Annotated in this window: 20 protein-coding genes and 1 pseudogene; 3 read left to right on the top strand and 18 right to left on the bottom strand. The window is 58.6% G+C overall.

All coding sequences use genetic code 11. The features are described 5' to 3' along the window. On the top strand, positions 1 to 204 hold a 204-nt coding region (locus AC1DRJ_RS07050; RefSeq protein ID WP_477801471.1), incomplete at its 5' end, for a hypothetical protein. On the opposite strand, the gene AC1DRJ_RS07045 is transcribed toward AC1DRJ_RS07050, so the two are convergent. The 9 genes and pseudogenes from AC1DRJ_RS07045 to AC1DRJ_RS07005 form a co-directional block, all read right to left on the bottom strand. Then, positions 167 to 1,345, bottom strand: a complete 1,179-nt coding sequence (locus AC1DRJ_RS07045) for an MFS transporter (protein ID WP_477801470.1) — start codon at positions 1,343 to 1,345, stop codon at positions 167 to 169. The two genes, AC1DRJ_RS07050 and AC1DRJ_RS07045, sit on opposite strands and share 38 nt — an antisense overlap. A 139-nt stretch (positions 1,346 to 1,484) precedes the next feature. Continuing rightward, entirely contained in the window at positions 1,485 to 2,864 is a 1,380-nt protein-coding gene (locus tag AC1DRJ_RS07040) for a UDP-glucose dehydrogenase family protein (protein WP_477801469.1), read from the bottom strand. After that, positions 2,861 to 3,262 carry a 4-amino-4-deoxy-L-arabinose-phosphoundecaprenol flippase subunit ArnF gene (gene arnF, locus AC1DRJ_RS07035; protein ID WP_477801468.1) on the bottom strand — a complete coding sequence of 134 codons (402 nt, stop codon included), beginning with the start codon at positions 3,260 to 3,262 and terminating at the stop codon, positions 2,861 to 2,863. The genes AC1DRJ_RS07040 and arnF overlap by 4 nt, the downstream gene beginning before the upstream one ends. Further along, complete coding sequence (arnE, locus tag AC1DRJ_RS07030; RefSeq protein ID WP_477801467.1) at positions 3,259 to 3,603, bottom strand: 4-amino-4-deoxy-L-arabinose-phosphoundecaprenol flippase subunit ArnE; 345 nt, start codon at positions 3,601 to 3,603, stop codon at positions 3,259 to 3,261. Before arnE ends, arnF begins: the two co-directional genes overlap by 4 nt. After that, on the bottom strand, positions 3,600 to 5,249 hold the full coding sequence (arnT, locus tag AC1DRJ_RS07025) for a lipid IV(A) 4-amino-4-deoxy-L-arabinosyltransferase (RefSeq protein WP_477801466.1): 1,650 nt from the start codon (positions 5,247 to 5,249) through the stop codon (positions 3,600 to 3,602). The genes arnE and arnT overlap by 4 nt, the downstream gene beginning before the upstream one ends. Next, on the bottom strand, positions 5,246 to 6,130 hold the full coding sequence (gene arnD, locus AC1DRJ_RS07020; RefSeq protein ID WP_477801465.1) for a 4-deoxy-4-formamido-L-arabinose-phosphoundecaprenol deformylase: 885 nt from the start codon (positions 6,128 to 6,130) through the stop codon (positions 5,246 to 5,248). The genes arnT and arnD overlap by 4 nt, the downstream gene beginning before the upstream one ends. Beyond that, on the bottom strand, positions 6,130 to 8,136 hold the full coding sequence (gene arnA, locus AC1DRJ_RS07015; protein ID WP_477801464.1) for a bifunctional UDP-4-amino-4-deoxy-L-arabinose formyltransferase/UDP-glucuronic acid oxidase ArnA: 2,007 nt from the start codon (positions 8,134 to 8,136) through the stop codon (positions 6,130 to 6,132). Before arnA ends, arnD begins: the two co-directional genes overlap by 1 nt. Then, entirely contained in the window at positions 8,133 to 9,152 is a 1,020-nt protein-coding gene (arnC, locus tag AC1DRJ_RS07010) for an undecaprenyl-phosphate 4-deoxy-4-formamido-L-arabinose transferase (RefSeq protein ID WP_477801463.1), read from the bottom strand. The genes arnA and arnC overlap by 4 nt, the downstream gene beginning before the upstream one ends. Further along, positions 9,149 to 9,280: pseudogene (locus AC1DRJ_RS07005) on the bottom strand (DegT/DnrJ/EryC1/StrS family aminotransferase); the annotation flags it as partial. The pseudogene AC1DRJ_RS07005 and the gene arnC, both read right to left, overlap by 4 nt. A 453-nt stretch (positions 9,281 to 9,733) precedes the next feature. On the opposite strand from AC1DRJ_RS07005, the gene AC1DRJ_RS07000 reads away from it, so the two are divergent. Then, positions 9,734 to 10,636, top strand: coding sequence for a site-specific integrase (locus tag AC1DRJ_RS07000; protein WP_477801462.1), 903 nt, complete (start codon positions 9,734 to 9,736; stop codon positions 10,634 to 10,636). Positions 10,637 to 10,638: 2 nt separating this feature from the next. Here the strand turns inward: AC1DRJ_RS07000 and AC1DRJ_RS06995 are convergent, their stop codons facing one another. From AC1DRJ_RS06995 to AC1DRJ_RS06965, 7 genes are all read right to left on the bottom strand, one after another. Continuing rightward, on the bottom strand, positions 10,639 to 11,709 hold the full coding sequence (locus AC1DRJ_RS06995) for an ABC transporter ATP-binding protein (protein WP_477801461.1): 1,071 nt from the start codon (positions 11,707 to 11,709) through the stop codon (positions 10,639 to 10,641). Continuing rightward, positions 11,706 to 13,304: an ABC transporter permease gene (locus tag AC1DRJ_RS06990; protein ID WP_477801460.1), complete on the bottom strand. Its 1,599-nt coding sequence runs from the start codon at positions 13,302 to 13,304 to the stop codon at positions 11,706 to 11,708. Before AC1DRJ_RS06990 ends, AC1DRJ_RS06995 begins: the two co-directional genes overlap by 4 nt. Before the next feature lie 3 nt (positions 13,305 to 13,307). Beyond that, the gene (locus AC1DRJ_RS06985; RefSeq protein ID WP_477801459.1) at positions 13,308 to 14,321 is read right to left on the bottom strand and encodes an iron ABC transporter substrate-binding protein; all 1,014 of its coding nucleotides are present in this window, start codon (positions 14,319 to 14,321) and stop codon (positions 13,308 to 13,310) included. Between the two features lie 278 nt (positions 14,322 to 14,599). Next, positions 14,600 to 15,169 (bottom strand): PqiC family protein, encoded by a 570-nt coding sequence (locus AC1DRJ_RS06980; RefSeq protein ID WP_477790152.1) that lies wholly within the window; start codon positions 15,167 to 15,169, stop codon positions 14,600 to 14,602. A gap of 32 nt (positions 15,170 to 15,201) precedes the next feature. Beyond that, positions 15,202 to 16,860 carry a PqiB family protein gene (locus AC1DRJ_RS06975; protein ID WP_477801458.1) on the bottom strand — a complete coding sequence of 553 codons (1,659 nt, stop codon included), beginning with the start codon at positions 16,858 to 16,860 and terminating at the stop codon, positions 15,202 to 15,204. After that, the gene (locus AC1DRJ_RS06970) at positions 16,841 to 17,497 is read right to left on the bottom strand and encodes a paraquat-inducible protein A (RefSeq protein WP_477801457.1); all 657 of its coding nucleotides are present in this window, start codon (positions 17,495 to 17,497) and stop codon (positions 16,841 to 16,843) included. The genes AC1DRJ_RS06975 and AC1DRJ_RS06970 overlap by 20 nt, the downstream gene beginning before the upstream one ends. After that, a complete protein-coding gene (locus AC1DRJ_RS06965) occupies positions 17,494 to 18,090 on the bottom strand; it encodes a paraquat-inducible protein A (protein ID WP_477801456.1) in 597 nt (198 codons plus the stop codon). Before AC1DRJ_RS06965 ends, AC1DRJ_RS06970 begins: the two co-directional genes overlap by 4 nt. Positions 18,091 to 18,317: 227 nt before the next feature. Between AC1DRJ_RS06965 and AC1DRJ_RS06960 the strand changes: the two genes are divergently transcribed. Beyond that, positions 18,318 to 18,935, top strand: coding sequence for a dihydrofolate reductase family protein (locus AC1DRJ_RS06960; RefSeq protein WP_477801455.1), 618 nt, complete (start codon positions 18,318 to 18,320; stop codon positions 18,933 to 18,935). A gap of 3 nt (positions 18,936 to 18,938) precedes the next feature. On the opposite strand, the gene AC1DRJ_RS06955 is transcribed toward AC1DRJ_RS06960, so the two are convergent. Both AC1DRJ_RS06955 and AC1DRJ_RS06950 read right to left on the bottom strand, forming a co-directional pair. Beyond that, positions 18,939 to 20,294, bottom strand: a complete 1,356-nt coding sequence (locus tag AC1DRJ_RS06955) for an ATP-binding protein (RefSeq protein ID WP_477801454.1) — start codon at positions 20,292 to 20,294, stop codon at positions 18,939 to 18,941. After that, positions 20,270 to 20,795, bottom strand: a 526-nt coding sequence (locus AC1DRJ_RS06950) for a winged helix-turn-helix domain-containing protein (RefSeq protein ID WP_477801453.1), incomplete at its 5' end; no start/stop codon positions are given. The genes AC1DRJ_RS06950 and AC1DRJ_RS06955, both read right to left, overlap by 25 nt.

The following is a 20,795-nucleotide window of genomic DNA, read 5'->3' as shown; positions in this document are numbered from 1 at the left end:
AGCATGAAGAAATCGATCCGTAGGCAAAAACTTGAGCAAAAAAAAAGGCTTGGCTGGGATACCCAGAAAGCCCTTGAAGTTGTTCCAACTATTGGGGGAGGAACGCGGCACAGTGTGACGATGATCCCGGTCAATGACAAATTCATATTAATGAACATTGAGTGCATTAATTTTGCAGTGTCGCAACGCGCCGTCCACTCATGAAGCARAAAAACCCACCCAATGCTGCCAGTGCGCTCAGGGCATAGAACATCGTAGGCGCGGGGGTGTGCATCAACAGGAAACCGCAGATCACCGGGCTCAATGCGCCGCCGAGCGCTGCGAGGTTTTGCGCACCGTAATAGCTACCGCGCAGTTCTTCCGGAGCCAGGGTGTCGACAAAGAGGAACTCGGCGGGGTAAATGATCATTTCGCCAAGGGTGAAGATGAACATGGCCACGCACCACGAAATCAGGCTGTCAGCCACACTGAAACCAATCAACCCGACGATGAACAGGCTCGTGCCGCCGGCGATCCAGTAACGGAGTTGTTCGCGTTTGAGGAACCGACCGATCTGGTATTGCAACAGGATCACGCTGATGGCGTTGCAGGCGAGCAGGGCGGCCATGGTTTCCATGGTCCGTTGTGAATCGTGGGTCACCAGCAAGTACTGCGACAGGTAAAGGGTGAATCGGCCGTGCACGACGGTGCTGAGCAGGCAGCCACAGGTGAACATGATCAGCGTGCGGTCGTTCTTCAGGGTGATCAGCGTCTTGAGAAAGCTTTGGGGCTGGCCGATAGCGGGCGCCGGGGCCGAGTCCTTGGGTATCCCGACCATCAGGAAAATACTGAAAAATGCGATGCCGCCGGCAATCAGGAACGGTGCAGTCGGGTACACGCCGGCAATCACCACGCCGAGCATCGGCCCGATGGCATAGCCGATGTTGGTCAACGTGTAGCCTAGTGAAAAAGCCTTGGCGCGCTGGCCGATGGGCAAGTTTTCGCTGAGGACTGCTTTCGATCCGATCAGGAACAGCGCTGAAGCGGTTTCGGTAATTACCAGCGTGGCGGTGGTCAGGTAGAGGTTTTCGGCAAAGGTCAGCAGCACAAAGCCGATGGCGCTGGAGAGCATGGTAAGGATCAGCAACCGGCGTTTATCGAGGCGGTCGATGATGTAACCGCCATAAAGCGCGAGCAGGGTGGCGGTGAACACCGCGATACCCAGCAGCAGACCAACGTCCTGTTGGTTGAGGCCGAGTTTATTGCTCAGGAACAGCGTGAGCAGCGGGCTGATGAGGGCGCGACTGATGACAATCGTCAGGGACACGATCATCAATCGGCGGATAAAGAGCGTGTAAGTGGCCACGTTGGGGGGCAAATGTCCTTATTCAGATTCTCTAGTGTTCGGCGCTAGACCGAGTCGTGGCCAATCGCGAGCCTGCTCGCGATGGCGTCCGTCCATGCAACGCCAACTTCAAGCCAGCCACCAAGCGGTGATCAAGCGATCAAACAACGGCAGAATCAGCAGGCCATTGCTGATGTGGAATCGGCAAGTTGCGCGATTCGCCACGGCCCATCGGGAAGTATTTGAAACCGCTGCGTTCAAGGCGTTCGACGTCGTACAGGTTGCGTCCGTCAAAGATCACCGGCGCGTTCAGGCGCTGCTGGATCAGGTCGAAATCCGGCGCCTTGAACTGTTGCCACTCGGTGCAGACGATCAAGGCGTCGGCGCCCGACAGGACGGATTCGGGTGTGCCCATCAACATCAGTTTCGTCTCGTCAGGGTACAGCCGCTGGGTTTCCTGCATGGCTTCCGGGTCGTACGCTCGCACGTTGGCCCCGGCTGCCCAGAGTGACTCCAGCAGGACCCGGCTCGGTGCATCGCGCATGTCATCGGTGTTGGGCTTGAATGCCAGGCCCCAGACGGCAAAGGTCTTGCCGCGCAGGTCGCCACGGTAGAACGCGTTGATCCGCTCGAACAGCTTGTGCTTCTGGCGCTCGTTGATCGCTTCCACTGCTTGCAGCAGGTCGCTGGAACAGTGCGCTTGCTGGGCGCTGTGAATCAGTGCGCGCATGTCTTTAGGGAAACAGGAACCGCCATAACCACAACCGGCGTAGATGAAGTGGTAACCGATGCGCGAGTCGGCGCCGATGCCCAGGCGCACCGCTTCGATGTCGGCGCCCAAGTGTTCGGCCAGTTCGGCGATCTGGTTGATGAAGCTGATCTTGGTCGCCAGCATGCAATTGGCGGCGTACTTGGTCAGCTCGGCGCTGCGCAGGTCCATGAACATGACGCGATCATGGTTACGGTTGAACGGTGCATAGAGGTCGCGCATCACCTCGCGGACTTCGTCACGTTCACAGCCAATGATGATTCGGTCGGGGCGTCGGCAGTCAGCGACAGCGGAGCCTTCTTTCAAAAACTCGGGGTTGGAGACGATATCGAACTGCAGTTCGCGGCCGATCTTGACCAGGCAGTTGTCCATATGCGCGCGCAACGCATCGCCGGTGCCCACCGGTACCGTGGACTTCTCCGCCAGAATCACTGGCTGTTCTCGGTGCCGCGCCACGGCGTCGCCGACCGACATCACGTAGCTCAAATCTGCCGAGCCATCGTCCCGGGACGGCGTACCCACCGCAATAAACAGCACTTGACCATGCTGCACGGCCAGTTTTTCGTCAGTGGTGAATTGCAGCCGTTTGGCTTCCAGGCTGTCGCGTACCAGGCTGGCGAGCCCCGGTTCAAAAATGCTCACGTGGCCTTGTTGCAGCAATGCGATTTTCTTCTCATCAATGTCCATGCAGATCACATCGTGACCGACTTCAGCCAGGACCGCTGCCTGGACCAGGCCCACATAACCGCTACCAAATACACTGATTTTCATGACGCATCCCTGAGTTCGGTTGCGCGAACTGAACGAGAGTTGATGATGATGACCCCGAGCATGACCAGCGCCACCCCGAGGGTTTTTGAAAGGCTGAACGTTTCGTTGAACAGCGGCAGGCTGGCGGCCAGCAAGTAGACCAACGCGTAGCTGATGCTTAGCAGCGAATAGGCCCGACCCAATGGCAGGTCGCGCAGGGCGGCCAGCCAGCAGAGCATCGAAAGGGCGTAGGCGACTATGGCGCTTAGTACCACCACTATCGCGACCGGGTCGATGCTGGCTGTTAACCAATGGTCGGGGGAGGGCAGGCGCGTCATGCTCCAGCGCATGCCCAACTGCGCGGTGCTGACCAGCAGCACGCTGCCCAGGGCGAAGGTGATTCCGCGACGCAGGGTCATGCGTGTTGCCCCAGCAGAACCACGCCACTGATCACCAGTGCCACACCCAACCAGTGTTGGCGATCAATCGTTTCATGGAAGACAAAACGGGCGACCAGCGTGACCAGCACAAAATTGAGGCTCAGCATCGGGTAGGCAATGCCGACTTCAAGGCGCTGTAACACCAGCAGCCAGACCAGCAGGCCCGATCCCAGCGAGGCGAGCGCCAGCCACAGCCATGGCGAGCGCAGTTTTTCGGTCAAAGTTGAAGCCTGACCGCGCCAACTCTCGACCGCGTATTTCTGAGCGATCTGGCCCAGACAGGTCAACAGGCACGCGACCAGAACCAGCAATAGGCTCATGACGGGTCCTGAGGGAAAATCAGAATCACCAGATTGCCCTGTTCGTAGCGTTTACCGTCCTTGGGCAATCGTTCGATTTCCTGCAATTCACCTTCACCCTTGACCCGCATGACCACACCGACCGAACCACTACGGCGGGCATCGAGCATCCACTGATGAACCTGATTGACGCTGACCAGCTGCTGTGCCGAATCAGGATAGGCAAGACCGTATTTCAATTCGCCTATCGAGTTGTACAGCGACACGTCCGGGTTTTTCATGCGCCAGGCCAGCGCCGATGCGGCACCGAGATCGTTGCTCAGCAGTTTGCCGGTTTGCGCCAGTTCATCCATGTGATGGAGGATGAATTGGTCAGGTGTCTTGTTGGCGACCACCGAATTGGGCAGGCCGGCCGGGATCAAGCTGGCCATCAGCAAACTGCCGAACGCCGGTGCGGCCCAGCATTGCAGCGGCCTGAAGGCTTGCAGCAAATTGGCCATGATCCAGCCGATCAAGCCAATGAAGACCAGCACCAGGTTGTGCAGCTCATGGTCGTACAGTGGCTTTTTCAGTTGCAGGTAGACCAGGGCAATCAGGACAACCAGCCCTAGTATCAGGTTCAGCAAGCCGTTGAGCCCCAGCAGCCGTCCCTGTTCAAGCTTGAGTCGATCGGCCAGCGTATTTCCCAGCAATAAGGCCAATGGCAGCAGGCACGGCAGGATATAACTCGGTAATTTGCCTTTGCTGATGCTGAAAAATATCAGCGGCATCAGCATCCACAGCAACAAAAAGCCGATGCTGGACTGACGTCGGGTTTGCCAGGCCTGTTTCAGTGCTGACGGCAACAACGCCATCCACGGCATACTGAAGGCAACCAGTAATGGCAGGTAGTACCACCACGGCTCGTCATGCTGAGCGTCGTCACCGGCAAAGCGACGAATGTGCTCGTGCCAGAAAAAGAACCTCCAGTAATCGGGCTCTTGCGAGTGAACCGCCCATGCCCAGGGCAGGCATATCGCGACAGCCACGACAATCGCCACAGGGCCGAAGATCAGCAGTTCTTTCCAGCGTTTTTGCCAGACCATATAGGGCAGGGCCACCAGCACCGGCAGCAACCAGGCGAGAAACCCCTTGGTCATAAACCCCATGCCGCAGGCCAGCCCCAGCACCGCCCAACTGATGAGCTTTTGGCCACGGGTGGCGCTGTCCAGCGCGAACCATAAAGCCACCAGACTCAGGTTGACCCAAAAGGTGAATTGCGGATCAAGGTTGGCATAACCGGCATGTGCGGCGATGACGCTGAAACTCATGTAGAGCAGGGCGCAGGCAAAACTCTTGCGCGGGTCGTTCCACATCCGGCGGGCGATCAGGAAACACAGCAATACACTCAGGCCCAGGCTCAAGGCCGAGGCAAACCGCACGCCAAACAGGTTCTGACCGAACATGGCCTGGCTGGCAGCGATCATCCAGTAACCGGCCACAGGTTTCTCGAAATAGCGCACGCTCATGAAGTGCGGCGACACCCAGTTACCGCTCAGGAGCATGTGCTGACTGATCTGCGCATAGCGGGTTTCGTCCGGAATCCATAAACCATGGGTGCCCAGCGGCAGCAGATAGGCGAGGACGAACAGGACCAGCAGCAGGGGTAATGCCCAGCGTTTGCTCATGCTCCTTGTACTCCCAACCAGCCTTCGCGACCTTCAAGGGCGCCGCGTACGACGCGCCCTGTGGGCAAGGTGTTGGGGGTGTCGGGCAGCAAGTTGCCCAACGGCTGGAAATGAATGTCACGCTGGCGTGCATCGGCCAGCAGTTGACGGAAATCGTTGGCCATCAGAATCCCTTCTACTTCAGCATGAATGGTGTAGACGTTGAGTTTGTCGGGGGAAAAGCGCTCAAGAATGAACGCGTTGAAGTCCTGGGCTGCGACAGTTGGGCCGACCACCTCATCGAAGGTCGGCAGGTCCACCGGTATTTGCGGCGCACCCAAACCACCGCCGGCCAGGGTCGGCTGAAACAGGCTGCGCCCCCGGCAATCGCTGTTATAGCGAAAGCCGAACGCTTCTTTGGCTTCGATCACCCGCTCGTCCGCGCGCCAACCGGCAGCGGCCGAACAGGTGACCTTTTGCCCGAGGATATCGCTGAGCGTATCGACGCCCTGGCGGATCTGCTCGATCAGCTGTGCGTCGCTCCAGCGTCCGGCGTTAGCCTGCCAGCCATGGTGATCCCAGGCGTGCAGACCGACTTCATGCCCGGCGGCTTGAGCCTGGCGCATCAAATGGCCCAAGTCCCGGCCGATCGGTTTGCCCGGCCAGGCGGTGYCGGCCAGCAAAATGTCCCAGCCATACAATCCGGCAGCGTTGGAACGGAGCATTTTCCAGAGGAATTGCGGGCGGATGAGGCGCCACAAGTGGCGCCCCATGTTGTCCGGCCCGACGCTGAAGAAAAACGTCGCCTTGACCTGCGCCTCATCGAGGATTTCCAGCAGCCGGGGCACCCCCTCACGGGTGCCTCGGTAGGTGTCGACATCGATTCGAAGACCTGCCTGCATTAGCGTGCTTTTTCGGTAGAGTGATCCGCGATTTCGAGCATGGCCTCGCGCAAGAAGAAGTCCAGCGTATTGCCGATGGTCTCGCTCATCTCCACGGTTGGCGTCCAGTCCAGCAGACGTTTGGCGTTGGCGATGCTTGGTTTGCGGTGGGACACGTCCTGGTAGCCGGCGCCGTAGAACGCTTTGCTTTCTACGTCACGGAAACCGGCAAACGGCGGGAAGTTGTCGCGCAGCGGGTGAGCTTCGAACTGGCGCAGCAGTTCTTCGCCCAACTGGCGAATGCTCGCTTCGTTTTCCGGGTTGCCGATGTTGATGATTTGGCCGTTGCAGGCGTCATTTTCGTTGTCGATGATCCGCGCCAGGGCTTCTACGCCGTCAGCGATGTCAGTGAAGCAACGCTTTTGCTCGCCGCCATCGAACAGGCGAATCGGCGTGCCTTCCACCAGGTTGAGGATCAACTGGGTAATGGCCCGGGAGCTGCCGATACGTGCCGAGTCCAGACGGTCCAGGCGTGGGCCCATCCAGTTGAAAGGGCGGAACAGAGTGAAGTTCAGGCCTTTCTGGCCGTAGGCCCAGATGACCCGGTCGAGCAATTGCTTGGAGATCGAGTAGATCCAGCGTTGTTTGTTGATCGGGCCGACAATCAGGTTGGAGGTGTCTTCGTCGAAGTTCTGGTCCTGGCACATGCCATAGACTTCCGAGGTCGACGGGAAGATCACGCGCTTGTTGTATTTGACGCAGTAGCGAACCAGTTTCAGGTTTTCTTCGAAATCCAGTTCGAATACCCGCAGTGGATTGCGCGTGTATTCAATCGGTGTGGCAATGGCCACCAGCGGCAGGACCACGTCGCACTTCTTGATGTGGTACTCGATCCACTCGGAGTGAATGCTGATATCACCTTCGACGAAGTGGAAGTTGGGGTGGCTGCGCAGGCGGTCGATGGCGTCCGAACCGATGTCCAGGCCGTAAACTTCATACTGGTCATCGCGCAGCAAGCGCTCAGACAGGTGATTGCCGATGAAGCCGTTGACGCCGAGGATCAGCACTCGGGTGCGGCGTGGTTTACGCCCGGATTCGGCGCCGCGCAGCACCGAGCCGTCGACCAGGCCCAACTCGTTGGCCAGTTGCGGGCCGCTCAAATACAGACCGTTGTCATTGCGTTGACCGGCGGTGATCACCAGCGAGTCTTCGCCGCAAGCGATGCGCAGCGGGTTGACGCTGATCACTCGGCCTGGTGCCAGGCCTTCATTGCCCTTGGCAACTTCGGCGCTCCAGACAATCAGCTTGTGCTCGCCCACGTCGCAGAACGCGCCCGGATACGGCTGGGTCACTGCGCGGACCAGATTGAACAGTTCTTGCGCCGGCTTTTTCCAGAGCAATTTGCCGTCAGCCGCTGTACGGCGACCAAACACCGTGGCTTTGGATTCGTCCTGAGCCGTTTCGGTGATTTTGCCTTGCAGCAAGACTGGCAGGGTGTCACGCAACAGGTCAGTGGCGGCCACGCGCAATTTGCCATGCAGGGTCAGTGCGGTGTCGCTGCGCTCAATGGCAACCCGTTGCTGGGCGATGATCGCACCGGCGTCGGCACGTTTGACCATACGGTGCAGGGTCACGCCGGTTTCGGTTTCGCCGTTCACCAACACCCAGTTGGCCGGTGCGCGGCCACGGTAGCGTGGCAGCAACGAGCCGTGCAGGTTGAATGCGCCCTGGCGGGCGGTGGCCAGCAATGGTTCGCTCAACAGGTGGCGGTAGTAGAAAGAGAACAGGTAGTCGGGGTTGAGTTTGGCGATGCGCTCGATCCACAGCGGGTGGTTGGCATCTTCAGGGGCGTGCACCGGGATGCCTTTTTGGGCACACAACTGTGCAACGGAACCGTAAAAGGCGTTTTCTTTCGGATCATCGGCATGCGTAAACACGGCGGCAATCTCGATGCCGGACGTGAGCAGGGATTCAATACCTGCACAGCCAATATCGTGGTACGCGAAGACAACAGCTTTTACGCTCATGAGAGAACCTGATCGGAAGAAGTGGAAGTGAGACCGTCAACCGTGACAACGGGAGCGGGCGCGGCGGGTTGGCTACGCAAAACTTTTTCGACAAAGAATCGGGGGCGGGCGCGGACGTCGCTGTACATGCGTCCCAGGTACTCGCCCAGCAAGCCCATGCCGATGAATTGCCCACCCGTGAATACAAACAGCACGGCGAACAGCACGAACGAACCATCACCGGCCCATTCAGCGCCGAACACCAGGCGCAGGAAGATCAACGTTGTGGCAAACACCACACCCAGGCCGGCCATGGCGAAGCCGACGATGCTCAGTAGCCGCAAAGGTGTAGTGGTCATGCAGGTGACCAGGTCAAACATCAGGTTGATCAGACGCATGGGGCTGTATTTGGATTCGCCGTGTTCACGCTCGGCATGCAACACCGGGATTTCCGTGGTGTGCCGGGCAAAACTGTTGGCCAGGATCGGGATGAAGGTACTGCGTTCGCGGCAGGCCAGCATCGCGTCGACGATGGTCCGGCGGTAGGCGCGCAGCATGCAGCCGTAATCGCTCATGGCAACGCCGGTCGAGCGTTGCACGGCCATATTGATCAGTTTCGACGGCCAGCGACGCAGGGCGGAATCCTGACGGTTGTTGCGCACGGTGGCGACCACGTCATAACCGAGCTCTGCCTGGGCAACCAGGCGCGGAATTTCTTCGGGCGGGTTTTGCAGGTCGGCATCAAGGGTGATGACGACATCACCTTTGCAGTGTTCGAAACCGGCCATGATTGCCGCGTGTTGGCCATAGTTGCGGTTGAGGATGACCGCGACTACCGGGCTGCCTTCGCGATTGGCAGCCTCTTCGAGGATTTGCGCCGAATTATCGCGGCTGCCGTCGTCCACCAGGACTATTTCGTATTCGTGGTGCAACTGCCGGCACGCCGCTTCGGTCCGCCGCAGCAACTCAGGCAGGCTGTCTTGTTCGTTGTAGACCGGAATAACAATCGATACGCAACGGATTGGGTAAGGTTTCACTGAGCTCTGTCCATAACGTTTTCAATGGCATCGACCACATGATTGGCGTCATCGGTGGTCATGTCGGGAAACAAGGGAATCGAACACCGCCGCGCCGAACTCCATTCGGTGTCGGGCAGGTAAATGTGCAGCTGAATGATGGGAAAAAACGCCTGACTCATTAGAACCTCGGGCTTGAATTGACACTCAGCGCTACTGGATATTCTGAATTAAAAACTAGCGTAGTCGATAAAAATCAAGCTGCTTCAATCGGTTACACAAAAAACATGACAAACCGTATCAGTTGACTTTTTCGTTTCCGGTTGGCACGTTGGAGGCTTGTGAGGGACCCTCGCGGCTCATTGAGGGTAAGCTCAATTTCGTGAAAGGAACATGAAAACCCGGTAGGCAATTCGTTTATCTGAGGGTTATACACTCGCTGTTCAGACTCTTGCCGCTCATCGCGCCTTCATAAGAATAGTCCTACAAAAGTCTTCGCTGTATATGAGGGATGTTTTAAATCCTTAGTTGTATTACTGCATTGTTTTCACTCAAGGCCTTCTCGTTTGATTGACTTACCTGTTACCCCACCTGTTGCTTCAATGACCAACCCGTTGACCTTGTACCTGGCCCGGCTTGCACCTTCCAGTCAGTTGACCATGCGCTATGTCTTGCAGGATGCCGCGGACCGTTTGGGCTTCGACGACATGAACCTCGAAGAAATTCCCTGGCATCAGCTTCAGCCAGAAAATGTTATAGCGCTGGTCGCGGCGTTACGCGAAGACGGTTATGCGCCCAACACCTCTTCGTTGTATGTAAACGCGGTGCGCGGGGTAATGAATGAGGCGTGGCGCATGAGCCTGATCTCTCAGGATCATCTGCTGAAAATGCGCTCGGTCAAAGGGATTGCCGGCACCCGATTGTCCCAGGGACGTAACTTGCGGCGTACGTTGATCCAGGAATTGATGGCGGTGTGTGCCGCCGATCCGCGGCCACAAGGATTGCGTGACGCGGCGATTATCGGAATTTTGTATGGTTCGGGCATGCGCAAGTCGGAGTCGGTGAACCTGGATCTGTCACAGGTCGATTTTGCCGAGCGCAGCCTGCGGGTCACGGCCAAGGGCAACAAGCAATTGATCAAGTACGCGCCGGCCTGGGCCCTGGCCAAACTGGAGGACTGGCTGGCGTTTCGTCGATCACAGCTCAAGGAAGGTGAGGTGGACGACCCGTTTCTGTTCAACCGTATCCGTCGTGGCAGCCACATCACTCGCGAGCGCATTACCAAGCATGCGATCTACTACATTGCCCGTCAGCGAGGGGCCGAAGTGGGAGTGAAGATCATGCCGCATGATTTTCGGCGTTCGTTCATCACCCGCGTTATCGAAGAACACGATTTGTCGATCGCCCAGAAACTGGCGCATCACAGCAATATTCAGACGACCGCCAATTACGATGTGCGAGACGACAATGAGCGACGCCGCGCAGTGGATCGCTTTGATCTTTAACGTTACGACTCGCTGAACACATGGGCATGGCCGATGGTCGAGACATGCACTGCGCTGCCGGCAGGCGGGGCATACATACCCGACCCGCGCACGGTTAATGACCGGCCGGATTTATCACCCGAAGTTGGGTGCTGCAGTTCCACGGTCAATGTGCAGGTGTTGCCGCTGAAGTCGCGATCAGTCACTACGGCGCGACACCCGACCACTTCGGTGGGGCTCGGCTGGATGCTGACGAGCTGCAATTGTTCGGGGCGCAGCATGATCTGCGCTGAATGGTTGTTGCGGTGGTTGTTCACCGGTATCCGGCCGAGGTCGCAGTGCGCCCAGCCGGCTTCGATTTTGGCCGGCATGACCACGGCATCCCCAAGAAACAGCGCGGTTTGCTCGTCGTCGGGGTAGCGGTACAGATCCAGTGGATGGCCAGATTGCACGAGCCGACCACCGCGCATGACTGCCAGTTGATCGGCAAACGACAGTGCTTCGCTCTGGTCATGTGTGACCAGGATGGTGGTGACGCCGGCATCGGACAGCAGCCGGGCGACCATTTTGCGCATGGCGCCTCGCAGACCGGTATCGAGGGCGGAAAACGGCTCGTCGAGCAGCATCAGGCGCGGTTGTTGCGCCAATGCTCGTGCCAGTGCCACGCGCTGTTGCTGGCCGCCCGAGAGCTCATGGGGCCAACGGTGGGCCATGCTTGCATCGAGGGCCACGCTGTCCATCAGCTCAGCGATACGATGGTTTTTCTCGCCGCCCTTGACCGAAAGCCCGAATCCGATATTAGCGGCCACGGTCATGTGCGGGAACAAGGCGCCGTCCTGGGGAACGTAGCCAATCAGGCGCTGATGGGCCGGCACCTCGTGAGTGGCGTCGACGAGCGTCTGGCCATTCAGTGAAAGTCGGCCGGAGTCGGGGAACTCGAAGCCGGCAATCATCCGCAACAAGGTGGTTTTACCCGAGCCGGATGGGCCGACAATCACCGTCCGGCTGCCGGCGGGCACCGACAGGTTGATGCCCTCCAGCGCCTTTTGGTCGCCGTAAGACTTGGATATGGCATACAGTTCAAGAGCGTTCATCGGCCAGCCGTTCGTTTGGATTGGTGATAAAGAAGTCCGGTCAGCGGCAGCGACAGCAGGATCATCAACAGGGCATAGGGAGCGGCAGCGGCATAGTCGATTTCACTGGTCATGGCCCAGAAACCGGTGGCCAGGGTGCGCGTCCCATTGGGCGCGAGCAACAGCGTGGCGGTGAGCTCATTGGTGATGGCCAGAAACACCAGCGCAGCACCCGCGGCCGCCCCCGGTGCGGCCAGGCGCAGCGTGATCAGCCACAATGCCCGGCCGGGCGAGCGGCCGAGGCTGCGTGCGATGTTTTCCAGTTCCACCGGTGCCTGGGCAATTCCCGCCCGTAAATTTACCAGGGCTCTGGGCAGGAACATCAGCAGATACGCCAGCAGCACGGTGAGCGTGGTCTGGTAAATCGGCCGGGCGAAATGAATGGTAACTGTGACCAGGGCCAGGGCGACGACAATCCCGGGCAACGAACTGGTGATGTAGTTGCAGCTTTCCAATATCCGTTGCAAGCGGCCTGGAGAGCGAATCGACAGCCAGGCAATCGGGATCGCGGCGCAGGTGGTGAGGACCGCGCCCATTGCGCCGAACTGCAGTGTCTGTTGCAGCGCCGGCATCAGTTCGTCCGGTTGCCAGACCTCTGAGCCGCCCGCGATCAGCCACTTGCCCAGAGTGATCAACGGTACACCCAGCGCCATTGCGCAAGTGAAGACTTGCAGCGCCAGGCCAAGCATTTTTGCTTCCCAGTACAGGCGCACAACCCGCTGCGTGCGAGCGCTTCCCGATCCGACCCGGGCGTAACGCGCCGTGCCGCGAGCGGCGGACTCGGCGGTGAGCATCGCCAGGCAACACAGGGCCAGCACGCTGGCCAGCATGTTGGCGGCCGGGCCGTTGAAGGTGGATTTGAACTGGTCGAAGATCGCCGTGGTGAAGGTGTCAAAGCGGATCATCGCGTACAGGCCATATTCGGCCAGCAAATGCAGGCCCACCAACAACGCTCCGCCGCAAATGGCCAGGCGCAGTTGCGGAAGTACCACGCGGAAAAAAACCGCCCACGGCTTGAGCCCCAAGGATTCGGCAACGTCTTCAATAGCCGGGTCGAGCCGGCGCAGGGTGGCAGCAATCGGCAGGTACAGGAACGGGAAGTAGGCGATGACCGAGATCAGGACACCCGCAGGCAACCCGTGAATCGAGGGCACCAGACTCACCCACGCATAGCTGTGAACGAAGGCCGGCACGGCCAGAGGCGCCGTCGCCAGCAGCGCCCACCCGCGTCGGCCCGGCAGGTTGGTGCGCTCGGTCAGCCAGGCCAGCGCCAGGCCGAGCATGATGCACAGGGGAATGGTGATCACCACCAGCAATACGGTATTGATCAGTAATTCAGCGACACGAGGTCGAAAGACCAGCGGCACAATGGCCGCCCAGCCTGTCTGGATCGACACGCCGATCACAAAGGCTATCGGCAGCAGCGACAGGAGCGAGATCAGCACGGACAAACCGATCACCCACGCGCCACCGCGACCGGCGAAGGCACCCCGGGAGCGTCGTCGCAAGTTCGAGGGTATCGCCGTGGCGACACCCCCTGGCAGGGTTTCTGGCATCAATTAGAGCAGTCCTGCCTGAGTCATCAGCTCCACGGCTTTTTTACTGTCGAGTTTTGAGGCGTCGACTGTCGGCGCGTCGAGCTGCTGCAAAGGCACCAGTTTAGGGTTGGAAGGTGCGTTCTTGCCCACGGCGTATTCGAACGATTTACCGGTTTCGAGGATTTTCTGTCCATCCTTGCCGGTGATCCACTTCAGTAGTGCTTGAGCGTCTTCCTTGTGTTTGCTGGACGCCAGAACGCCGCCCCCGGAGACGCTGACAAAGGCGCCCGGGTCCTTGTGCTTGAAGTAGTGCAGGGCGGTGTTCTTGCTGTTCTCGCCGGTCTTGGCCTGGTCGCCGTAGCTGTAATAGTGATAGATCACGCCGCTGTCGACCTGGCCCGCGTTGACAGCTTTAAGGACAGAGCTGTTGCCACGGTAGGCGGTGTAATTGGCTTTCATTCCTTTGAGCCACTCCAAGGTGGCCGCTTCGCCCTTGAGCTCAAGCACTGCGGCGACAATGGCCTGGAAGTCGGCACCGGCGGGTGAGGCGCCCCAACGGCCTTTCCAGTTTGGCCCGGCCAGGTCCATCAACGATTTTGGCAGATCGGCTGCAGGCAGTTTGCTCGGGTTGTAGACGAACACCGTGGAGCGTGCGGCGATCCCGACCCATTTGCCATCCGCCGGACGATACGCCGCTTCCACTTGCTCCAGGGTCGGGGGCGCTACCGGTGCAAGCAGACCTGCTTTGTCCACCAGCACCATGGCCGGGGAGTTCTCGGTCAGGAATACGTCGGCCGGGGAGGCGGCACCTTCCTGCACGATCTGGTTGCCCATCTCGGTGTYATCGCCGTTGCGTACGGTGACTTTGATCCCGGTTTCCTTGGTGAACCCCTCGACCCAGGCCTTGGTCAGGCTCTCGTGTTGGGCGTTGTAGACCACGATACCGTCGGTATCAGCGGCATAGACGTGTCCGGCACTCAACAGGGCAGTGGTCAGCAGTGCTGTTTTGAGGAACGAAGGGATAGAGGGCGTCATTCTGGGGGGCAGCTCCTGTTCTTTTTAGAAGTCATGCACGCCGATTCACCGGAGAATCAATGCGAACCATTTGCATGTTTTGAGGCGCAGGGAATGTAAAACGCAATATGAGAAAAAAACGTCAAAGAAACCGTTAATACATGTCATTTTCATTCAGGTTAGCAGGCCTTCAGCACCTTGCCTGAGGATTTGAAGACACTCAGTGAGTGTCGATAGGCGGGTGTTGAGTCAGCGGAGACAGGGCACCGCTGAACACTACCGGGAGTGGGGAAGTGGAATTAGCTGGAGGGAGGGCAACTCTGTTGTGTCCCCTTGGCGGCCTGGCCGATCAGCGCAGCCAGGCGCTTGACGTTATTCTGCTGGGCCAGGGCCAGGTCTTCGATGGTCCCCCCCGAAGGCGTTTGCAGGATGCTGCGGCAGGTGAGGGACGTGCCATTGACGTCATTGACTTCACTGGCTGGGCGCAAGCGCCAGGTCACATCAATCAGCCCGTATTGCCCGGGAAAGGAGTCAAAACGCAGCACATCCAGGCGCAACGACAGCTTGCGCTGGGGGTTGAGGTTGGCCAGTTGATCCATCAGGGCACTTCGGAACTCCTCTCCCAGCGACGCCCCCCACCATTCGGATTCGAGCAACACCAGGCCGCTGTTGCCTTGGCGAATAACCACCTGTGGCCGGTCGACCTGCGCCGGTAAACTGAGGCTCTCAATCTCGATGACCACCGTGTTACTGCGCGTTGCACTACCTGTGTGCGCTGGCATCAGGGTGTGATAGTGAACAGGTTCACTGCGGCAGGCCGCGAGCAGCAGGAGCGCAGCGACCAAGGTGAGCTTCGGCGAAAAGGCCATGGATGTTGCTCCTTTCTTCTGCTGCACGGTCATTATTTCAGGTCCTTTGCCGCGGGATTGTCAGGTCGACCGCGAAGCAGTGCTTCCGGATGCCGGATCAGGTAATCCGCGAGCTCACGCAATGCTCGCGACGTACGTTCCAGCTCACCCAGGGTCTGCCCGAGTTTTTCCCGCGATGGTGAACCATCGGCAAGCGTGGCGTTAGCCGATTGCAGGGTCGTGTTGGCCGACAACAAAGTCTTGCTGACGTCCGACAGGGCGGTATCTACGCCGGGCAGTGTCGTGCTGTTGAATTTCCCCAGCCCTTTGCGCAGTTCCACCAAGTTGCTGTCGAGATTGCCTGCAATGCGCTCGATCGGCAGTTTGTTGACCTTGTCGACCATGGATTCGAGTTTTTCCTGCAACTGTTCGAGGCTTCCCGGAATGGTTGGGATCATGACTGGGCGCGCGGTCGCATCGAAGACCACTTTGTCTGCTTTAGGGTAGAAGTCCAGGGCGATGTACAACTGGCCGGTCAACAAGTTGCCGGTGCGGGCCTGGGCGCGCAGGCCGTTGTCGATGAAGGAACCAATCATCCGCACGCCTGCCGCTTCGTCATTGGGGTCATGATTGAGCGACTTGATCATTTTGGTGTGGGCCTGACCCAGGCGCTGCGGGTAGATCACGATGCCGACACTGACCGGAAAACTGCGCTTTTTCTCGTCGAAATCCAGATTGACCGACACCACCTTGCCGATTTCTATGCCCAGGAATTCCACCGGCGCATCGACCTTCAGCCCACGCATGGCCTGATCGAAACGCAAGGCCAGGAACTGTGCCTTGCCATTCGGTGGTGCGAGGGCGCTTTGCTGATTCTCGAACAGTTCGTAGGCATACTCTTCGGGGGCAGGTTTGTCGTCCGGGCTGTATTCCGGCGCGCGGAAGGCGATACCGCCCACCAGCAGGGAGGATAAAGACTCAGTCCTGACGTCAATGCCGTTGGCATTGACGCTCACGTCCACGCYACTGGCATTCCAGAACCGGGTGTTTTCAGTGACGTACTGGTCATTGGGCGCGTGGATGAACAGGTCAATGTTCACCCCTTTGCCATCCGGGTCCAGTGCATAGGCCACCACCTGACCGACCGGAATCTTGCGGTAGTACACCGGCGAGCCAACGTCCAGCGACCCCAAATCCTGCGTGTGCAAGGTGAAACGTTTGCCCGGTTCGCCATAGGTAATGGCCGGCGGGATTTCCAGGCCCTTGAAGTTTTTCGCGCGGCCATTGGCTTGACCGATATCGGCGCCGATGTAATCCCCTGACAGCAATGTATCGATCCCCGAGACCCCGCCGGCACCGATACGCGGACGCACGACCCAGAACTGCGAGTCTGAGCGGGTGAAACCTTCGGCCTGTTTGGTCAGTTTGATCGTGGCGCTGACACTCTTCTGGTCGCTGCTCAGCTCCACATCCGAAACCTGGCCGATGACTACACTGCGGTATTTGACCTCGGTCTTGTTGGCTGTCAGGCCATCACCGGTCTTGAACATGACAGTGATGGTCGGGCCTTCCTGCAAGATGCTGTGGACTACCAGTGATAAACCCACCAATACCGCAACAATGGGGACGATCCAGACCAGCGAAACGCTGCGACCAGTCTTGATTGGGGCCTGGCCGGGGGCTTGTGGCCCTTCAGTGGCTTGCGACTTCATCCATGACCTCCTCGTTTTGTGGGTTTTCCCGCTTTTCATCCCAAATCAGGCGCGGGTCGAAACTCATTGCCGCCAACATGGTGAACACCACCACCAAACCAAAAAACAGAATGCCCGCACGCGGTTCAATGTCGGCCAGGGCTTTGAATTTCACCAGTGCGGCCACCAGAGCCACCACGATCACGTCGAGCATTGACCAATAACCGATGACCTCGACGAAGCGGTACAACTGCGACCGCTCCTTGCTCGCCCAGAGGCTGCTGCGATGCACGGACATCAGCAAAAACGTAAGGGCTACGAACTTGATGCCCGGCACCGCGATGCTGGCGATAAAAATGATCAGCGCGATGTCCCAGGCACCGGCGGCCCAGAATTCCAGTACGCCGCTCATGATCGTGCTGTCGGCGCCGTTGCCGAGCATCTTGGTGTTCATGACCGGTAACAGATTGGCCGGTACGTAAAAAGCCAGTGCCGTGAACATAAAGGCCCACGTACGGGCCAGCGAATTGGTTTTACGCCGATGCAACGGAGCGCCACAGCGTTCGCATTCGTGCGGATTGTCGGTCATGTCGCAGGTCATGCTGCAGCTATGACACAGGCACAGGTTGAGATCGCTGGCGGCCGGGGGCATGTTCATAAAATGTCCCATAATTCAYGGATATCGCGCCCGGCGATGCGGATCACCACCAGGCTGAGCACGGCCAGGGCAAACAGGCCGATGCCCGGCAGTACGTGAAGAAATCCGGCGAGTTTGATAACCGCGACCATCGCCCCCAGAAAACACACCTCCAGCATGCTCCAGGGCCGGAGCGCTTCAAGCCAGCGCATGCAGAATTTAAAACCGGGCGAGCGTTGGTGCGAGAGGGCGAAACCCAGGACCCAGATCAGCAGCAGCAGTTGGAAAATCGGTGCAATGATCATCGCAATCGCCGCGACCAACGCGATAAAGGTGATCGGCCCATGACTCAAGGCCAATACCGAATCCCACAGGGTTGCGCTGTTTTTAATGCCTTTCAGGCTGATGGTCATGACGGGATAAACGTTGGCGAAAATCCACAGCATCAAGGCCGCACAGGTCAGTGCCAGTCGTTGTTCCACCGTCAAGCGGTTATGGCGCTGCAACACGGCGCCGCAGCACGTGCACAGGGTTTTCTGGTGTTCAACGAGCGTGACTTTTTCATACACACAGTCGCAGTGCTCGCAGATGATCAATTGATCAGTATTTGCCATGGGCCAAAGCTCAACAGGAGGCAGGAAGTTCAGAGCACCCCCTCAATATAGAAGTGCCTCGCAATTGAGCAAATCGAAAGTCGAAACGGAGCACATCTCTTTCGCCGCTCGGTGGTCGGCCTTGTCGATTTCCCAGTACTCCATTCGACTATCCTTCAGGGAATCAATCTGATGAATCGCGTTTGACCTCAGGCGTTCCCTGTACGAGTACTTACTGGGAGAAGGCTATGCGCAAGCTCACCGTTGCTGCATTCATGAGTCTGGATGGCGTTATGCAAGCGCCCGGCGGGCCTGAAGAGGACACCAGCGGCGAATTCCTCTATGGCGGCTGGATCGTACCCTACGCCGACAACGTCTCCGGCCAGGCCATTCAGGACCTGTTCGCGAAACAGTTCGAGTTGCTGCTGGGGCGGCGCACCTACGACATTTTTGCCGCGTACTGGCCGCACAGACAGGCCGATTCAAACCACCACGCCATCGCTGACCTGTTCAATAGCGTGCCCAAGCACGTCGCTACGCATCACCCCGATACGCTTGGTTGGCACAACAGCCACGCTTTGCAGGGAAATTTGACCGACGCGATACACGCGCTCAAACACGAGCACGGCGCCGATCTCCTGACCCAGGGCAGCGGCGATCTGGTGCGCCAATTGCTTGCCGCCGGGTTGGTGGACGAACTCCGACTGATGATTTTCCCGGTGGTGCTGGGCCGCGGCAAGCGCTTGTTCGACGACACGGCGCAAGCGTTGGCGTTCACGCTGGCGCATTCGATCAGTACGCCTGGCGGTGTGCTGATCGCTCGTTACGTCAGCCAGGGCGAGGTGCGCACAGGCACGTTTGAATAAGCTTCACGGTTTAGCTCTTTTCAAGCAGACCGAAACACATAATCCGCTCTGCTTCACCTCATCTGAAAAACTCAGTCGGATGCGCGCGCCCGTACGATCGGCTATCGCCTTGACGATGGACAAACCCAGCCCGGAGCCTGTTTCATCGGTTCCCAAACTGCGGTAGAACGGATCGAACACCAATAGTTGTTCTTCTGCGCTGATGCCTGGGCCGGAGTCCTGGACTTGAAGGGTCACAGTGTCTTGCGCCAACGCGATCGTCAGGTCGACTCGTCCGTCGACGGGGGTATAACGGATAGCGTTATCCACCAGATTCTTGACCAGGATGAACAGATCCATTTCGTTGATGTTGACCTGTACATCTTCGATGCCTTCAACACCGATATCGATGCGCTTGCGCTCTGCCAGCGGCAGCAGGTCCTCTAATACCCGTCGATAGACGTCATGGACTGAAACGGATGCCTGTGATCGATCCGGGCTCGATTGTGCGGCGGCCAAGGCCAGCAGCTGATCGATCAGTTTTCTACTGCGTTCTATTCCCCGGGACAACGGCAACAAACGTTCATAGGCCGACGCCGACATTTCGGTAGTGGACAGTCGCTCGGCTTGCAGTGACAGGGCTGTCATTGGCGAGCGCAGTTCGTGGGCTGCGTCGGCGATGAAGCGACGCTTGGCTTCCATGGACTGCGCGACGCGCGCCAATAATCGATTGATCGCTACGACGAAAGGACGGATCTCGGTCGGCAGGTGGTTTTCATCGATAGGGTGCAGTGCTTGTTCATCGCGCTGATCGATTTCCTTCGAGAGAGTCGCGATGGGCCGGAACAGTTTGCGCACCAGATCGCCCACCACCAGCAACAGCACCGGAAACAAAATGAGAAATGGCAACAGACTGCGCCAGGCACTCTCGCGTGCCTCTTTGTCACGCACGTCGGCTTCTTGGGCGACAACGATGCGCTCGCCACGGAGTGTGGTTCGGATCAGCACACGAAAGTTTTCTCCCGCGATGTTTATGGTCGACAAACCATCGGCCAGCGTTGTGGGGAAGGGCAGCGGTATTCTTGCGTCGTCAGCGCCCGTCGCTTTGCTGCTGTCGGCCAGGTATTGCACGATGACCCTGGATTCTTCGTCGTCGCCAACGATCGGCTCACCCGCAGGGTAACGCAGGGTCATTTGCTGCCGCTCAAAAAGAACGGCCACTTGACGCAGGGTCTCATCCTGCATCTCGTGTGCCTCGTTCAGCGCGGAGACGAACGCGAAAACACCGGCGAGCGCCGCCACGATCAGGATGGCCAGCGATAGCGTTACAGAAAGCCGTACCTGTATCGATTCGCTCAAGTGCTTTTTGAAACCATCCATCCCATTCCCCTGACGTTTTTGATGACATGGTTCCCCAATTTGCGCCGCAGTGCGTGAATCAGAAACTCCACCGCGTTGCTTTCCACTTCATTGCCCCAACCGTAAATCCGGTCTTCAAGTTCGCTGCGAGAGAGAATGGCGCCAGGCCGGATCAACAAGGCCTGCAGCAGGGCGAACTCACGGCTGGAAAGCTGAACATCGGGCAGGTCGACGGTACTGGCTTGTTTGGAGACCAGATCCAGTGACACCACACCGTTGTCCAGCAGTGACTGGGCGCTGCCGCCTTTACGGCGTAGCACAGCGCGCATGCGGGCCAGCAGTTCTGCCATCGCGAAGGGCTTTAGCAAGAAATCGTCAGCACCGCCGTCGAGGCCGCGCAGGCGATCATCGAGACTGTCTCTTGCCGTGATGATCAGCAGCGGAACCGAGTTGTTGCGGCCGCGTATGACATCGAGCACATCGAGCCCGTCTTTGCCGGGCAATCCGAGATCCAGCAGCACC

The organism is Pseudomonas sp. P5_B2, assembly GCF_056400445.1.
Note: the sequence above shows the minus strand (reverse complement) of the source record. Positions and strands in the feature narration are given on the sequence as shown.

Coding starts and splice junctions, on each gene's coding strand:
- AC1DRJ_RS06995 (WP_477801461.1), bottom strand. CDS start 11,709: ATGAACGCTCTTGAACTGTATGCCATATCCAAGTCTTACGGCGACCAA.
- AC1DRJ_RS06990 (WP_477801460.1), bottom strand. CDS start 13,304: ATGCCAGAAACCCTGCCAGGGGGTGTCGCCACGGCGATACCCTCGAAC.
- arnA (WP_477801464.1), bottom strand. CDS start 8,136: ATGAGCGTAAAAGCTGTTGTCTTCGCGTACCACGATATTGGCTGTGCA.
- arnE (WP_477801467.1), bottom strand. CDS start 3,603: ATGAGCCTATTGCTGGTTCTGGTCGCGTGCCTGTTGACCTGTCTGGGC.
- AC1DRJ_RS07040 (WP_477801469.1), bottom strand. CDS start 2,864: ATGAAAATCAGTGTATTTGGTAGCGGTTATGTGGGCCTGGTCCAGGCA.
- AC1DRJ_RS06970 (WP_477801457.1), bottom strand. CDS start 17,497: ATGAACATGCCCCCGGCCGCCAGCGATCTCAACCTGTGCCTGTGTCAT.
- AC1DRJ_RS06955 (WP_477801454.1), bottom strand. CDS start 20,294: ATGGATGGTTTCAAAAAGCACTTGAGCGAATCGATACAGGTACGGCTT.
- arnF (WP_477801468.1), bottom strand. CDS start 3,262: ATGACCCTGCGTCGCGGAATCACCTTCGCCCTGGGCAGCGTGCTGCTG.
- AC1DRJ_RS07000 (WP_477801462.1), top strand. CDS start 9,734: ATGACCAACCCGTTGACCTTGTACCTGGCCCGGCTTGCACCTTCCAGT.
- arnT (WP_477801466.1), bottom strand. CDS start 5,249: ATGAGCAAACGCTGGGCATTACCCCTGCTGCTGGTCCTGTTCGTCCTC.
- AC1DRJ_RS06960 (WP_477801455.1), top strand. CDS start 18,318: ATGCGCAAGCTCACCGTTGCTGCATTCATGAGTCTGGATGGCGTTATG.
- AC1DRJ_RS06980 (WP_477790152.1), bottom strand. CDS start 15,169: ATGGCCTTTTCGCCGAAGCTCACCTTGGTCGCTGCGCTCCTGCTGCTC.